This window comes from Streptomyces sp. NPDC006208, from assembly GCF_040613775.1.
Taxonomy (GTDB): Bacteria; Actinomycetota; Actinomycetes; order Streptomycetales; family Streptomycetaceae; genus Streptomyces.
In genome coordinates this window covers 26210-40492 of sequence record NZ_JBEXSW010000004.1, presented here as the reverse complement: position 1 = coordinate 40492, position 14283 = coordinate 26210, and the positions used below count along the sequence as shown (strand labels likewise).

General features: G+C 70.5%; 12 protein-coding genes and 1 tRNA gene. 9 read left to right on the top strand and 4 right to left on the bottom strand.

Annotated elements, in window-relative coordinates:
* The first annotated feature begins 40 nt into the window (after nucleotides 1-40).
* Nucleotides 41-2827 carry a penicillin acylase family protein gene (locus tag ABZ208_RS03995; protein WP_356907993.1) on the top strand — a complete coding sequence of 929 codons (2787 nt, stop codon included), beginning with the start codon at nucleotides 41-43 and terminating at the stop codon, nucleotides 2825-2827.
* On the opposite strand, the gene ABZ208_RS03990 is transcribed toward ABZ208_RS03995, so the two are convergent.
* Nucleotides 2793-3410, bottom strand: a complete 618-nt coding sequence (locus ABZ208_RS03990; protein ID WP_356907992.1) for a 5-formyltetrahydrofolate cyclo-ligase — start codon at nucleotides 3408-3410, stop codon at nucleotides 2793-2795. The two genes, ABZ208_RS03995 and ABZ208_RS03990, sit on opposite strands and share 35 nt — an antisense overlap.
* 94 nt (nucleotides 3411-3504) lie before the next feature.
* Between ABZ208_RS03990 and galU the strand changes: the two genes are divergently transcribed.
* The 7 genes from galU to ABZ208_RS03955 all read left to right on the top strand — a co-directional run bounded on the left by galU (nucleotide 3505) and on the right by ABZ208_RS03955 (nucleotide 9014).
* A complete protein-coding gene (galU, locus tag ABZ208_RS03985) occupies nucleotides 3505-4407 on the top strand; it encodes a UTP--glucose-1-phosphate uridylyltransferase GalU (protein ID WP_356907991.1) in 903 nt (300 codons plus the stop codon).
* A 4-nt stretch (nucleotides 4408-4411) separates the two neighbouring features.
* Entirely contained in the window at nucleotides 4412-5713 is a 1302-nt protein-coding gene (glp, locus tag ABZ208_RS03980; RefSeq protein ID WP_356907990.1) for a gephyrin-like molybdotransferase Glp, read from the top strand.
* 95 nt (nucleotides 5714-5808) lie between these two features.
* Complete coding sequence (moaC, locus tag ABZ208_RS03975) at nucleotides 5809-6363, top strand: cyclic pyranopterin monophosphate synthase MoaC (RefSeq protein ID WP_356907989.1); 555 nt, start codon at nucleotides 5809-5811, stop codon at nucleotides 6361-6363.
* Nucleotides 6360-6956, top strand: a complete 597-nt coding sequence (locus tag ABZ208_RS03970; RefSeq protein ID WP_356907988.1) for a MogA/MoaB family molybdenum cofactor biosynthesis protein — start codon at nucleotides 6360-6362, stop codon at nucleotides 6954-6956. The genes moaC and ABZ208_RS03970 overlap by 4 nt, the downstream gene beginning before the upstream one ends.
* Nucleotides 6953-7582, top strand: a complete 630-nt coding sequence (locus ABZ208_RS03965) for a GNAT family protein (protein ID WP_356907987.1) — start codon at nucleotides 6953-6955, stop codon at nucleotides 7580-7582. The genes ABZ208_RS03970 and ABZ208_RS03965 overlap by 4 nt, the downstream gene beginning before the upstream one ends.
* Nucleotides 7583-7718: 136 nt before the next feature.
* Nucleotides 7719-8855, top strand: coding sequence for a gephyrin-like molybdotransferase receptor GlpR (gene glpR, locus ABZ208_RS03960; protein ID WP_356907986.1), 1137 nt, complete (start codon nucleotides 7719-7721; stop codon nucleotides 8853-8855).
* 85 nt (nucleotides 8856-8940) lie between these two features.
* Nucleotides 8941-9014 (top strand) — tRNA-Ala (locus ABZ208_RS03955).
* Between the two features lie 121 nt (nucleotides 9015-9135).
* On the opposite strand, the gene ABZ208_RS03950 is transcribed toward ABZ208_RS03955, so the two are convergent.
* On the bottom strand, nucleotides 9136-10590 hold the full coding sequence (locus ABZ208_RS03950; RefSeq protein WP_356907985.1) for an MFS transporter: 1455 nt from the start codon (nucleotides 10588-10590) through the stop codon (nucleotides 9136-9138).
* Between the two features lie 599 nt (nucleotides 10591-11189).
* Here ABZ208_RS03950 and ABZ208_RS03945 point away from each other — a divergent pair.
* Nucleotides 11190-12590, top strand: coding sequence for a hypothetical protein (locus tag ABZ208_RS03945; protein ID WP_356907984.1), 1401 nt, complete (start codon nucleotides 11190-11192; stop codon nucleotides 12588-12590).
* Nucleotides 12591-12732: 142 nt separating this feature from the next.
* On the opposite strand, the gene ABZ208_RS03940 is transcribed toward ABZ208_RS03945, so the two are convergent.
* Nucleotides 12733-13674 (bottom strand): peptidase, encoded by a 942-nt coding sequence (locus ABZ208_RS03940; protein ID WP_356907983.1) that lies wholly within the window; start codon nucleotides 13672-13674, stop codon nucleotides 12733-12735.
* A 110-nt stretch (nucleotides 13675-13784) separates the two neighbouring features.
* Nucleotides 13785-14273 carry a GNAT family N-acetyltransferase gene (locus ABZ208_RS03935; protein ID WP_356907982.1) on the bottom strand — a complete coding sequence of 163 codons (489 nt, stop codon included), beginning with the start codon at nucleotides 14271-14273 and terminating at the stop codon, nucleotides 13785-13787.
* Between the last annotated feature and the right edge of the window lie 10 nt (nucleotides 14274-14283).

The following is a 14283-nucleotide window of genomic DNA, read 5'->3' as shown; positions in this document are numbered from 1 at the left end:
CAGCACTCCCCAGGACCACCCTGCCCCTCGAAGGACAGCGATGCCCGCCAACACAACCGCCTCTTCCCCCAAGAAGAAGGGGCGTCGCGCCCGCCTGCTCGTGCTCGTCCTGGTGCTGGCGCTCGTCGCGGGTGTCGGATACGGCGCGTACTGGAGCATCAGCACGGTGCGCGCCTCCTTCCCACAGACCACCGGGACCCTTGAACTCGACGGCCTGAAGGGCAGGGTCGAGGTCAAGCGCGACGACTACGGCATCCCGCAGCTGTACGCGGACAGCGACGAGGACCTGTTCCTCGCCCAGGGCTTCGTCCAGGCGCAGGACCGCTTCTGGGAGATGGACGTCCGCCGCCACATGACGGCCGGACGTCTCTCCGAGATGTTCGGCTCGGGGCAGGTGGAGACCGATGCCTTCCTGCGCACGCTGGGCTGGCGCCGCATCGCCCAGCAGGAGTACGACACCAAGCTGTCGGCCGAGACCAAGAAGCACTTGCAGTCCTACGCGGCCGGTGTGAACGCCTACCTCGAGGGGCGCTCGGCCGAGGAGCTGTCCGTCGAGTACGCGGCCCTGGGCCTCGTCAACGACTACAAGCCCGAGCGCTGGACGCCGGTCGACTCGGTGGCCTGGCTCAAGGCGATGGCATGGGACCTGCGCGGCAACATGCAGGAGGAGATCGACCGCTCGCTGCTGACCAGCAGGCTCGACGAGGAGCAGATCGACGACCTCTACCCGCCCTATCCGTACGAGCGGAACAAGCCGATCGTCGCGGAGGGCGGTATCGACCCGGCCACCGGCACGTTCGACCCGGCGGCCAGGCCGTCCGACCTGAACGACGGCGGCAGCGGAGCGAACGGCAGTGACGCCGGCGGCACGGGCGACGGCACCGCCGGCAGCCCGGCCGACGCGGCTTCCGGGCTGAACTCCCAGCTGTCCGCGCTGTCCGACTCCCTGGACTCCGTCCCGGCCCTGCTCGGCCCGAGCGGCAACGGCATCGGCTCCAACTCCTGGGTCGTCTCCGGCCGGTACACGACGACCGGCGACCCGCTTCTCGCGAACGACCCGCACCTCGCGCCGCAGCTGCCCTCGCTCTGGTACCAGATGGGCCTGCACTGCCGCACCGTCTCCGCCGCCTGCAAGTACGACGTCGCCGGCTACACCTTCTCCGGCATGCCGGGCGTCATAATCGGCCACAACCAGGACGTCGCCTGGGGCTTCACCAACCTCGGCGCGGACGTCACCGACCTCTACCTGGAGAAGCTCACGGGCGACTCCTACACGGTCGGCCGCAGGGAGAAGAAGCTGACCGTCCGCACGGAGGTCATCAAGGTCGCCGGCGGCGCCGACAAGACGATCACGGTGCGCTCGACCGAGCACGGGCCCCTGGTCTCCGACCGCAGCAATCAGCTGGAGAAGGTCGGCGACAAGGCCCCCGTCTCCAACTCGGCACCCGACCGGGGCACCGGCTACGCCGTCGCCCTGCAGTGGACCGCCCTGCAGCCCGGCAACTCCATGGACGCCGTCTTCGAGCTCAACCGGGCCAAGGACTTCCGCAGCTTCCGCAACGCCTCGCGGAAGTTCGAGGTGCCCTCGCAGAACCTCGTCTACGCCGACGCCAAGGGCAACATCGGCTACCAGGCGCCCGGCCGGATCCCGGTGCGTTCTCGGGGCGACGGCTCGACGCCCGCGCCCGGCTGGGACCCGAGGTACAGGTGGAAGGGGTACATCCCCTTCGACGAGCTGCCGTACGAGTACAACCCCGAGCGCGGCTACATCGTCACTGCCAACCAGTCGGTCATCGATGCCGAGAAGTACCCCTACCTGATCACCGAGGACTACGGCTACGGCGCCCGCAGCCAGCGCATCAACGACCTCATAGAGTCGAAGATCCAGGGCGGCGGCAAGATCTCCACCGAAGACATGCGCACCATGCAGATGGACAACAGCAGCGAGATCGCCAAGCTGCTGACCCCGTATCTGCTCAAGATCGACATCTCGGACCCCTACGTCCGCGAGGCACAGAAGCTGCTGGAGGGCTGGGACTACACCCAGGAGCCGGACTCCGGTGCCGCCGCGTACTTCAACGCGGTGTGGCGCAACGTCCTCAAGCTGGCGTTCGGCAACAAGCTCCCCAAGGAACTGCGGATCGAGGGCGAGTGCCTGAACGTCCGCCCGGCCGACAGCACCGCCCCGGACGACGACCTGGGCGAGCGGGTGCGCGAGTGCGGCCAGCGCGACGGGGACTCCGCACAGCCGGACGGCGGTGACCGGTGGTACGAGGTGGTGCGACGGCTGATGAAGGACGAGGACAACGAGTGGTGGCACTCCCCGAAGACCCGTACGGAGTCAGCCACCGGGACCCGTGACGAGCTGCTGGCCCGCGCCATGGTGGACGCCCGCTGGGAGCTGACGGCCGAGCTCGGCAAGGATGCATCCACCTGGAGCTGGGGCCGGCTGCACCAGCTGACGCTGAAGAACCAGACGCTGGGCACCGAGGGCCCGGGCTTCCTGCAGTTCGTCCTCAACCGCGGGCCGTGGAACCTGGGCGGCGGCGAGGCGGCGGTCAACGCCACCGGCTGGAACGCGGCCAGCGGCTACGAAGTGGTGTGGGTGCCGTCGATGCGGATGGTCCTCAACGCCGGCGACTGGGACAAGTCCCGTTGGATCAACCTGACCGGCGCCTCGGGACATGCGTACAACGCGCACTACACCGACCAGACGGACAAGTGGGCCAAGGGCGATCTGCTGGAGTGGTCCTACGGCGCGGAGGCCGTCTCGGCGCGCACCGTCGACACCCTCACGCTGACGCCGAAGGGTGCTTCGGGGGGCTGAAGCGGGTGACGCCTTCGGGTGTCACCACCGCGTGCACGGGGTGGTCGTGAGGTTCCACGGGGACCCGCGCGACCACTTCGTTCGCGTACAGGAGCACGACGAGAGCGGGGTTCGCCCCGGCGGCGGCGAGGCGGGCCAGCGCCCGGTCGTACGAGCCGCCGCCGCGGCCGAGCCGCATACCGTTCGCGTCGACCGCCAGGCCGGGCAGCAGTACGGCGCCGGCCTCGACGACGGCGTCTGGGCCGAGCCGCCCGCCGTCGGGTTCCAGCAGACCGCGCCCGGCGCGCACCAGATGCTCCTCACCCCGGTACACGCCCCAGTCCAGGTCGTTGTCCGGCAGCAGCACGGGGAGCAGGACGCGGACCCCGCGGTCGCGCAGTGCGTCGAGCAGTGCGCGGGTGCCGGGCTCGCGGCCGACCGAGACATAAGCGGCGACGGTCGTCGCTTCGGTCAGTTCAGGCAATTTCACAGCGTGTCGAGCGAGAACCGCGGCGGCCTTCTGGACGTCCTCGGTGGACAGGAGCCCTCGGGCACCAAGGAGTTCGGTCCGTACCGCACTCTTTCCGGACATTTCTTCGCTCATTGCTCGCTCGTAAACCTCTCGTATACCTCTTTATGAGGCGGAAGTTAACCGGAGTATCATCTTCCGCCCATACTCAGCAGATATGGTCTTCCGCATGACTCAGTCGCACCCCAGGATCAGCAAGGCTGTCATCCCCGCCGCAGGCCTTGGCACCCGATTTCTGCCTGCCACGAAAGCCACTCCCAAAGAGATGCTGCCTGTGGTCGACAAGCCCGCGATCCAGTACGTCGTCGAGGAGGCGGTCTCGGCCGGCCTCTCCGACGTGCTCATGGTCACCGGCCGCAACAAGCGTCCCCTCGAGGACCACTTCGACCGCAATTACGAGCTCGAAGAGGCACTCACCCGCAAGGGCGATGCCGAACGGCTCGCAAAGGTACAGGAGTCCAGCGACCTCGCCACCATGCACTACGTCCGTCAGGGCGACCCGCGAGGCCTCGGCCACGCGGTGCTGTGCGCCGCACCGCACGTCGGCGATCAGCCCTTCGCCGTCCTGCTCGGCGACGACCTGATCGACCCGCGCGACCCGCTGCTGGCCCGCATGGTGGAGATCCAGGAGCGCGAGGGCGGCAGTGTGATCGCCCTGATGGAGGTCGACCCGGACCAGATCCACCTCTACGGCTGCGCGGCCGTGGAACCGACCAAGGACGGCGACGTCGTCAAGGTCACCAGCCTGGTGGAGAAGCCCGACCCGACCGAGGCGCCCAGCAACCTGGCGATCATCGGCCGCTACGTCCTCGACCCCGCCGTCTTCGACATACTCCGGGAGACCGAGCCGGGCCGTGGCGGCGAGATCCAGCTCACCGACGCGCTCCAGAAGCTCGCCGCGGACGAGAAGCTCGGCGGCCCGGTGCACGGCGTGATCTTCAAGGGCCGCCGCTATGACACAGGCGACCGAGGCGACTACCTGCGCGCCATTGTCAGACTCGCGTGCGAACGTGAAGACCTGGGCCCGGGCTTCCGGACCTGGCTCCGCAGTTACGTCACCGAGGAGATGTAGGACCGTGAGCAGCACGATCTGGTCGGTGGACGACCATCTGGAGGACATCCTCGGCGCGATCCGCCCACTGGATCCCATCGAGCTCCAGCTGCCCGACGCCCAGGGCTGTGTCCTGGTCGACGACATCACCGTCCCGGTCGCGCTGCCCCCCTTCGACAACAGCTCCATGGACGGGTACGCGGTGCGCACGGCCGATGTCGCCGGCGCCACCGAAGAGTTCCCGGCCGTGCTGAGCGTCATCGGCGACGTCGCGGCGGGCGGCGAGGGGCTGCCCACCGTCGGCCCCGGCCAGGCCGCACGCATCATGACCGGCGCGCCGCTGCCGCCCGGCGCCGAAGCGGTCGTTCCCGTCGAGTGGACGGACGGCGGCACCGGCGGGGGAGCCGCCACCGCCATGCGTCCGGCCGGCGAGGCGCCCGAGGGCGCGAGCGGCGAGGTCCGGGTGCACCGCCCGGTCGAGGCGCGCGCCCATGTACGGGCCCGCGGCAGCGACGTCCAGGCGGGCGAGCTCGCCCTTGCGGCGGGCACGGTCCTCGGCCCCCCGCAGATCGGCCTGCTCGCCGCGATCGGGCGCGGCACCGTGCGGGTGCGGCCGCGGCCCCGTGTGGTCGTCCTGTCCACCGGCAGCGAACTGGTCCAGCCCGGCGAGGAATTGGGCGAGGGCCAGATCTACGACTCCAACAGCTTCGCGCTGGCCGCCGCGGCGCGGGACGCGGGCGCCCTGGCCTTCCGGGTCGGCGCGGTCACCGACGACGCCGGGACGCTGCGCGCCACCATCGAGGACCAGCTGATCCGCGCCGACCTGCTGGTGACGACCGGCGGTGTCAGTGTCGGTGCGTACGACGTGGTGAAGGAAGCCCTCTCGTCGGTCGGCGACGAGGACGAGCCCGGTAGCGGGATCGACTTCCGCAAGCTCGCTATGCAGCCGGGCAAGCCGCAGGGCTTCGGCTCGATCGGCCCCGAGCACACCCCGCTGCTCGCCCTGCCCGGCAATCCGGTCTCCTCCTATGTCTCCTTCGAGCTGTTCGTGCGCCCCGCGATCCGCAGGCTGATGGGCCTGCCGGACGTGCACCGCCCGAAGGCGCGCGCCGTGCTCAAGGCGGACGAGCCCCTGTCCTCCCCGGAGGGGAAGCGCCAGTTCCTGCGTGGCGTGTACGACTCCGAGTCCGGAAGTGCCACCCCGGTCGGCGGCGCCGGGTCCCATCTGATCGCGGCGCTCGCCCACGCCGACTGCCTGATCGTCGTGCCGGAGTCCGACACCTCCATGGAGCCGGGCGCCGAGGTCGAGGTGGTCCTCCTGGGGTGAGGCGGGCGGTCCTCCTGGGGTGGCGGGCGAGCAGTGGCGGTACCGTGTCTGCCCACACAGGCCCCAAGGGCCCGGACCGGGAGCACAGGCGCAGAATGAGTACGCAAGGCAGGCTGACGCACATCGACGAGGCGGGGGCGGCCCGCATGGTCGACGTTTCCCAGAAGGACGTGACCGCGCGCACCGCGCGGGCCACCGGCCGGGTCCTGGTCTCCCCGCGGGTGGTGGAACTGTTGCGCGGCGAGGGCGTCCCCAAGGGCGACGCGCTCGCCACGGCCCGGATCGCGGGGATCATGGGCGCCAAGCGCACCCCTGATCTGATTCCGCTGTGCCATCCGCTCGCCGTCTCCGGGGTGAAGCTGGATCTCTCCGTCGTGGACGACGCGGTCGAGATCGCCGCCACCGTGAAGACGACGGACCGCACGGGCGTGGAGATGGAGGCGCTCACCGCGGTCTCGGTCGCCGCGCTGACCGTCGTCGACATGGTCAAGGCGGTCGACAAGGCGGCGGTCATCACGGACATCCGGGTCGAGGAGAAGACGGGCGGCAAGTCCGGCGACTGGTCACGGGAGGCGGCACCCGGGCGCGACGCGGCGTCCGGGGAGGCGGCCGGGAAGCAGGACGCGGCGCAAGAGGAGGCCAGATCATGACGGCCGTCGAACCGGGCCAGACCCACGGCGCCGGCCAGGACGCGTCCCGGCAGGACCGTGTCGCACCGGGCGCCGCACCCGGGTCCGGCCCCGGCGGCGCGCAGCCCGCGCCGTACCGCGCGCTCGTCGTCACCGCCTCCAACCGCGCCGCGGCAGGGGTGTACGAGGACACGGGCGGGCCCCTCATCGCCGAGGCGCTGGTCTCCTTCGGCTTCGCCGTGGACGGTCCCCGGGTCGTCCCCGACGGTGACCCGGTGGGCCAGACGCTGCGCGAGGGCGTGGCCGCCGGGTACGACGTCATCCTCACCACCGGCGGAACCGGCATCTCGCCCACCGACCGCACCCCGGACGTCACCCGCGCGCTCCTCGATCACGAGATCCCCGGAATCCCCGAGGCGATCCGGGCCCACGGCCGCGGAAAAGTGCCCACCGCCGCCCTGTCCCGCGGGGTGGCCGGTGTGGCCGGCGGCACGCTCATCGTGAACCTGCCGGGCTCGACCGGCGGGGTACGCGACGGGCTCGCCGTACTCGAACAGCTCCTGCGCCATGCCGTCGACCAGCTTCGTGGCGGCGACCATCCCCGGCCGTCATGAGAGTCTCCTGGCCGGTGACGCTGGCGGACGGCGATGTGAGCCTCCGCCCCATAAGGGTGCGCGACCAGCGGGACTGGCGTGAGGTCAACCGGCGCAACCGCGACTGGCTCCGCCCGTGGGAGGCGACGATCCCGCCGCCCGCACCCAGCGGCCCGGTCGCCCAGCGCCCTACGTACCGCCAGATGGTCCGCCATCTGCGGGCAGAGGCGAACGCGGGGCGCATGCTGCCCTTCGTCATCGAGTACGAGGGCCGTCTGGTGGGCCAGCTGACGGTCGCAGGGATCACCTGGGGCTCGATGTGCTCGGGCCATGTCGGCTACTGGGTGGACCGTGAGGTCGCGGGCCGCGGGGTCATGCCCACCGCCGTCGCGCTCGCCGTCGACCACTGCTTCCGTACGGTCGGGCTGCACCGGATGGAAGTCTGCATTCGGCCGGAGAACGGTCCGAGCCGCCGGGTGGTGGAGAAACTCGGATTCCGCGAAGAGGGGCTGCGCCCCCGTTATCTCCACATCGACGGTGCGTGGCGGGACCATCTGGTCTTCGCGTTGACGGCCGAGGAGGTGCCGGAGGGGCTGCTTCACCGCTGGCACCAGGCGCGACCAGGAACAGCTCGGAAAATAAAATAAATGTTCGAAATCGATCACTGTCGACCATGAGGTGATCCGAACAATCGCAAAAAAAGTCCGTGATATCAGCCAGATCGTGCGACACACCGGGCCAATTGGCGGATCCCCTTGCGCGAATCCCTCTACGGTGTGATGCGTGAGCAGCAGCGGCCTCATCTATGCAGTCATCGTCGGGGCCTGGGCCGCCTACTTGGTGCCGATGTGGCTCCGCAGGCAGGACGAGCTCAATGAAGCCCGTCCCACGGAACGCTTCTCCACCGCCATCCGGCTGCTGTCCGGACGCGCGGCGATGGAGCGCCGGTATGCCAAGGAGCTGCGTGAGCGCACCGCCGAGCAGCCCGAGCCCGAGGTGGACCCGGACGCCGTCACGGACCGCTTGAGTTCCGTGGACGTCCGGGCCTTCGCCGCGCCCCCGGCCCGTACGGAAGCCCGTCTCGACATGCCGGGGCGCCCTCCGGCGCCGAAAGGTCAAGCAGGTCCGCCGGCCACGGCGCGGCCGGCCAAGCGCCCCGGCGTTCCGAACCGGGCCGCGATCGAGCGTGCCCGGCGCAGCCGGGTCCTGGCCCGTCGCAGACGGACGATCACGGTCCTCTTCATGGTCTTCACGGCGGGCTCGATCGTCGCTGCGGTCGGCGGGCTCGGCTTGCTGTGGGCCCCGCTCGCACCGGCACTGCTGCTGAGCCTCTACATCATCCATTTGCGGGGGCAGGAGCGGCGGCGCTTCGCGTTCACCATGGACCGGCGCAGGGCCGAGGCCGCGGCCCAGCGGCTGCGCGAGAGTCGTCCGCGACGGCACCAGCCGGCGGCGGATGCGGCGGCGGAGCAGGACGAAGTGTCCGCCTCGCGGGCCGAACCGGAGCCGGCTCCCCAGCTCTCCCCCCAGGAGGCCGGCCGCCGTGCGCTGGTCGAGCAGACCGACCACGCCGAGTGGGTGGACCAGCAGCGCGAGCGCGGCCCGGCCCGGGGCGACAGCTGGGAACCGGTCCCGGTCCCGCTGCCGACCTATGTGACGGCTCCGGTCGCCCCGCGCGCCTACAGCGGTGTGGACATCAGCGACCCGGAGACCTGGAGCTCGGCCCGGTCCTCGACGGCCGAGCCGACCCAGGCCCAGGCCCAGGCACACGCCGACGCGGACCCCGACGCGGCGTCCCCCGCCGCCGACGGTTCCCCGAAGCGTCGCCCGCCCTCGCCCCGCCGGTCGCGCGAACACGGCCGCACCCCGCTCTTCGACCAGTACGCGGACGAGGACAGACCGCGTGCCGCCAACGAGTGACACCGCCCCGGGACGGGGTCCGTGACCAGCAGGTAACGGATTTCCAAGCACCCCGATCGGGATGCTAGAGTTTCACTCGTTGCAAGGGCCTGTGGCGCAGTCTGGTAGCGCACCTCGTTCGCATCGAGGGGGTCTGGGGTTCAAATCCCCACAGGTCCACCGCAGCTGAGAGCCCCTGTCGGAGCAGTCCGACAGGGGCTCTCTCTTGTCGTGCACCAACTGACGGTTGATCCGCTGCAGCTGGTGCCCGACCGGATGTCCGGGCAGGTCCTGGACGCTGTCAGCAGCGACGGATCTGGTACGGCACGGGGGCGGGTTCCGGTTCGCTCGGTGTCGGGCACCGGCTCAAAGCGACGAGGAAGGTCAGCACGATTCCGCCTGCCACGACGAAGAGCGTGGTGCTGATCCCGTCGGCGGTGGCGATTCGAAGCTGTTCACCGGAGAGACCATCAAGGCCGGCAGTCGCCACCAGGACGAGGACGGCGAGGCCGACAGCCGCGCCCACGCCTGAGCCGGTGGAGGCAATGCCGGAGGCGATGCCTTGTTGTCGGTCGGGGACTCCGGTGGCGGCGGCGATGAACATGGTGGTGAAGACCACCCCGTCGCCGATGCTGAGCGCCACGAGGCCGGGGACGAGTTCGATGTATGTGCCGTTCGGCGTGACCGTGAGGCCGAGTGCAACCGCACCGAGCGCACCGACGGCGAGGGCTGCGGCCAGTGTGCGCCTGAGACCGAACCGCGTCACGAGCCGGCCTGCGGTTGTCGAGCCGGCCACCACCACCGCCGTGGGGATGACGAAGCAGGCGCCGGTCTGCAATGCGTCGTAGCCCAGCACCTCCTGGAAATAGATGGACAGGAAATAGAGCACGGAGCCGAAGGTCGCCATGAACATGAACGCGATGACGACGCCGGTGACCAGGTTGGGGTTGGTGAGCAGCCGAGGTGGCATGAGCGGGTCGCAGCTGCGCCGCTCGATGACGACGAAGGCTCCGAGCAGCAGCAGTCCCGCCGCTGCGCCGACCAGGATGACCGGCGTGAGCCAGCCCAGTCCGGGGCCTTGCACGAGGGCGAACACGACGAGCGTGACGCCGAGGGTGACGCTGAGCGCACCGGGCAGGTCGAACGTGCGGCCCTTCTCGCGTTCACCGTCCCGGGGGATCAGAACGAAGGCAAGCAGCAGCGCAGGGCCGGCCAGGACGACGTTGACGAAGAAGACCGCTTCCCAGCCGAACGCCTGCGTCAGAAGACCGCCGAGCAGCACACCGATGACGAGCCCTGCCGCGCCTGACCCTCCCCAGATTCCCAATGCGCGGTTGCGGGCGGGGCCTTCGGCGAAGGTGGTGTTGATGAGTGCCAGAGTGGTGGGGAAGACGAGCGCTCCGCCGAGACCTTGGACCGCGCGGGCGACGAGGAGCATTCCGGCGCTGGTCGCGAGTCCTCCCACAAGCGCTGCCCCGGCATAGAGTGCGAGGCCGGTGGCCAGGATGCGGCGTCGTCCGAGCAGGTCGGCGGCGCGCCCGCCGAACAGCAGGAAGCCGGCCGAGGCCACTGCGTAGGCGCTGATGACCGACTGGAGCGTCTGCGCGGAATAGCCGAGGTCGCGTGCGATGTCGGGGAGTGCCACGACCACGATGTACTGGTCGAGTGAAACGATCAGCATGGCGAAGGACAGGAGCACCAGTGTCGCTGTCCCACGGTTCCAGCCGAAGTTGCCGGGCGCAGATGATGTCTCCATGGGGCGCACGACAGCACTCCTGATGATCGGTCAAGTCTGCGCTTACGGCCTGCGGGGAAGATCCGTCTGATGGGGGGCGGCCGGCCCCGCGGGGAAGGACGGTTGCCCAGACCCTATACAGCTCGCCCTCACCGATCCCGTCAACGACCCACGCTTGTCGGACGGCGCCCGGGGGCCCGGTCTTCGAGGCCGTCCCGCTCACGAGCCGGCTCCGATGCGGCGGTCCGGCCGACCGTGGTGCCGGGCAGCACTCTTGACTGCCCGTCGGCCTGAGGCGACGTCACATGTCCAGCGGCGCGGGAGGTCCGGGTGCCGTCCGCCACCCCTTTTCGTCGCCGTTTCCTCTGCGCGGAGGGACCCGAGAGGGCCCGAACCCCCTTTCCTTGCCGATCGGTTGCCGTCATGCGCATCCGCCCGGGTGGCGTGCCGGTGCCTGCCCGCGGTGCGGTGTGGTGCACGTCATGGTGCGGGGTCCGTCGAATCCCCGCGGCGGTCATGGCGGGTGTGGGAAAGTACGCCCGGTTGTTACTCGCCGGTATGACGCGAGTCCCTTCCCTGTTGCGCGTATCCCCCAAACACACGCTCCGAGGATCTCCTGCATGCGTAAGTTCCCGGTCAGAAATGTCGCTTTAGCGTCACTGGTCACCGTTTCCCTGCTCGCCACCGGCTGTTCGGCCGATACCGGGGCGTCGTCCCCGGCCGCGGCCGGCGCCGAGGCGTCGCGTCCCCTCACCACAGCCACCCCCGAGGCCGGTCCCTCACGGCAGCTCGCCGTGGCCGGCGTGCCCGAGGGTGAGCCGACCGCCGTCGCCCGGGTGGGCAAGGACGGTCAGGCGAAGAAGTCGCCGCTGAAGGTCGCCTCGTACGACCGCGGCAGCCGGCGTGCCGTCATATCCGGGGCGGGCAAGGCGCCGTCGGCGTCGCCCGCGCCCGGCAAGAGTGCCCCCGCCGGGGAGACCGCTCCCGCCGTCGGCGACATCATCGCCAGCGGACCCGCGCCCGGCGCTCCCGACGGACTGCTCGCCAAGGTCACCGAGGTGGCCGGGCAGAGCGAGAAGGGCACCGAAGTGAGGACCGCGCCGACGACGCTCGGCGCGCTGCTCGGTGACGACAAGGCGGACGGCGCGGTGCCGGTCGACCCGGCCACGGTCGACGTCGAGCCGCTGGTGAAGGGCGTGAAGGTCTCCTGGGCGAAGGCCGGGGACATCACGGCCGGCCCCCAGGGTGCGAACGTGCCCCTCGGCAGTCTGCGGATCGACGTCGGCGGTTCGGTCCCGCTCCCGGTCTCCGAAGATGCTCCCGTGCAGGGGGCGGCGTCGGTCGCGGGCTATGTGCAGCTCGCGCCCAAGGTCGAGTTCTCCTACGACGGGTCCTCCGTCCTCTCGCCGGACTCGGCGTTCCTGGGGCTCACGGGTGACTGGGCCTCCCAGTGGGAGCTCAAGGGCAAGGCCGTCGCGGGCGGCAAGCCGGTGCGGATCCCGTTCGCGAAACTGCATGCCGACCCGGTGATCCAGGTCGGTCCGGTGCCCGTCGTGGTCAATCTCGACCTCACCGCCTACGTCCAGGTGGCCGCGGACGGCAGCGTCACCGTCGAGGTCAAGCAGGACCTCAAGGGCGACTTCCGGGTCGGTGGCAGCTACTCGAAGGCCGGCGGCTGGAAGCCGGTCAGCACGGCCGACATGACCGGCACCCCGGTCCGCGCCAAGGTGACCGCGGCGGGCAAGGTGAAGGCCGCCCTCGGGGTCGAGGCCGGTATCGGGCTGTACGGCGCGGTCGGCGTCACCGCCGACCTCGCTCCCTATGTGCGCGGCGAGGCGAGCGCGACCGCCACGCCCACGTCCGTGGCCGGGTCCTGGAAGCTCCACGGCGGGGTCGATCTGAGCGGATGGCTGCAGCTGCAGTTGTCCATCTTCGGTACGCCCGTCTTCCAGCACCGCATCCCGCTGGGTTCGCTGAACCGTGAGTGGCTGCTGGCGCAGGGCGAGGGCGCCGTCGCCTGACACGTCGCACGGCCGACACGCGAGCCCCTGCCGGACGTTCCGGCAGGGGCTCGTGCGTCATCGAAGGGTGCCGGGGGTGGCATCGGACGAGACCGGCGGGGAGCGCCGCGCCCCCACCCCACTCACCCGGCGGGCGGCACGCTCAGGAGACCTGGGCCTTGTCGTAGACCGCCTTCGCCTCATTGCCGAAGTACGGGCCGAACATCCGGTTCGGCAGGAAGATGTAGCCGAAGCTGTTCACCGAGGCCTGCAGACCGGTGCCGGTCGCCTCGTTGAACGAGGTGAACCACGGGCCCCCGCTGGAGCCGCCCGTCATGTTGCAGCCCAGGCTGTGGTCCTTGGAGAACAGGAAGTCCCGGGAGCTGTTCCCGCTGCAGTGGATGAGCCTGGAGCCGTCGTAGGGGGCGGCCGCGGGGAAGCCGAAGGCGTACATCGGCTTGTTGTAGCCGCCGTTGAAGCTCAGGCCCTGTGCCCCGACCGTCGCGGCGAGCGTCTTGCCGTTCAGCGGGGCGACGACCGCCGCGCCCACGTCGTAGTTGATGTCCTCGCTCGCCGCCCACTGGTCGGTGGCCAGCGTCCTGGTCGCGCTCCACTGGCCGTACGGGGCCTGGCCGTTGTCGTATCCGGGCACGAAGACCCAGTTGGTGTGCCAGGCGCCCTGGTACTTCACGCAGTGGCCGGCGGTGATGACCGTGCTGCCGTTCTGGCTGGTCACCGAGTTGCCGGAGCAGGAGGCCGTACGGCCCTGCATGGTGAAGAACACCCGGCCGGATGTCTTCACGACCGCGCCGCCGCTGCTCCACGGTCCGCCGGGCTGCGGGAACGCGGTGGGGGCGATGACGGTCTCCTCGCCGCCGGGCGCGGGGGACTTGAGGGCGCCGGGCCCGACCGGGACGAGATCGAGCGGGGTGGCGGCGCGCATCCGTTCGGCGGTCCAGAAGCCCTTGGCCGCCTGCTTCGGTGCGAAGGAGGCGGGGGAGGGGGCGGGTGCGGGGGCGGCGCCGGCGGAGGTGGCCGACAGCGCCCCGGCCAACAGGGCGGTGACGGCCAACAGGGCTGCGGTGGCAGTGCGATGGCGTCTCACGCATGTCTCCTTCTGCCGTGCCCGCCCCTCAGCGCGCAGGGGCGGGGTGGGGGATGAGGCGGTGCGGATCGGCGTGCGTGAGGCAGAGTGCCACGGGAAGCTGAGAAATGTCAGGGGCGCGACAAGAGCTTGGCCATGCAGCGGCTGCTCTCGTACCCGCGGTAGTGGCCGAATTTGGCGCACGGAAGATAGCCGCAGGAGGTGTAGAGCGCGATCGCCTCGGGCTGCATGTCACCGGTCTCCAGCACCATCCGGGTGCGGCCGGCGGAGCGGGCGTCCTCCTCCAGGGCGGCGAGGATCCGGCGGGCGAGACCCAGACCCCGTGCCTCGGGGATCACATACATGCGCTTGAGCTCGGCGTCCCCGTCCGCGTAGCCGAGCGGGCCCGCGTCCTGGGTGCGCCAGCCGCCGGTCGCGAGCGGGCGGCCCTCCCCGTCGTACGCGATCAGATACAGACCCTCCGGAGGCACGAACATCGAGGCGTCGAGGGGTGTGGCGTCCCCCTCCTCGTCCCCGTACCGCTCGATGTATTCGAGCTGGACCTGGTCGTTGAGCTTGACGGCGTCGGGGTGATCGAAGGCGACTGTTCTGACATGCATGCCGAGAAGC

Bases quoted from the DNA above. Each gene is read 5' to 3' on its own strand.
- ABZ208_RS03995 (WP_356907993.1), top strand. From the start codon at position 41: ATGCCCGCCAACACAACCGCCTCTTCCCCCAAGAAGAAGGGGCGTCGC.
- ABZ208_RS03990 (WP_356907992.1), bottom strand. From the start codon at position 3,410: ATGAGCGAAGAAATGTCCGGAAAGAGTGCGGTACGGACCGAACTCCTT.
- ABZ208_RS03950 (WP_356907985.1), bottom strand. From the start codon at position 10,590: ATGGAGACATCATCTGCGCCCGGCAACTTCGGCTGGAACCGTGGGACA.
- moaC (WP_356907989.1), top strand. From the start codon at position 5,809: ATGAGTACGCAAGGCAGGCTGACGCACATCGACGAGGCGGGGGCGGCC.
- ABZ208_RS03970 (WP_356907988.1), top strand. From the start codon at position 6,360: ATGACGGCCGTCGAACCGGGCCAGACCCACGGCGCCGGCCAGGACGCG.
- ABZ208_RS03965 (WP_356907987.1), top strand. From the start codon at position 6,953: ATGAGAGTCTCCTGGCCGGTGACGCTGGCGGACGGCGATGTGAGCCTC.
- ABZ208_RS03935 (WP_356907982.1), bottom strand. From the start codon at position 14,273: ATGCATGTCAGAACAGTCGCCTTCGATCACCCCGACGCCGTCAAGCTC.
- ABZ208_RS03945 (WP_356907984.1), top strand. From the start codon at position 11,190: ATGCGTAAGTTCCCGGTCAGAAATGTCGCTTTAGCGTCACTGGTCACC.
- galU (WP_356907991.1), top strand. From the start codon at position 3,505: ATGACTCAGTCGCACCCCAGGATCAGCAAGGCTGTCATCCCCGCCGCA.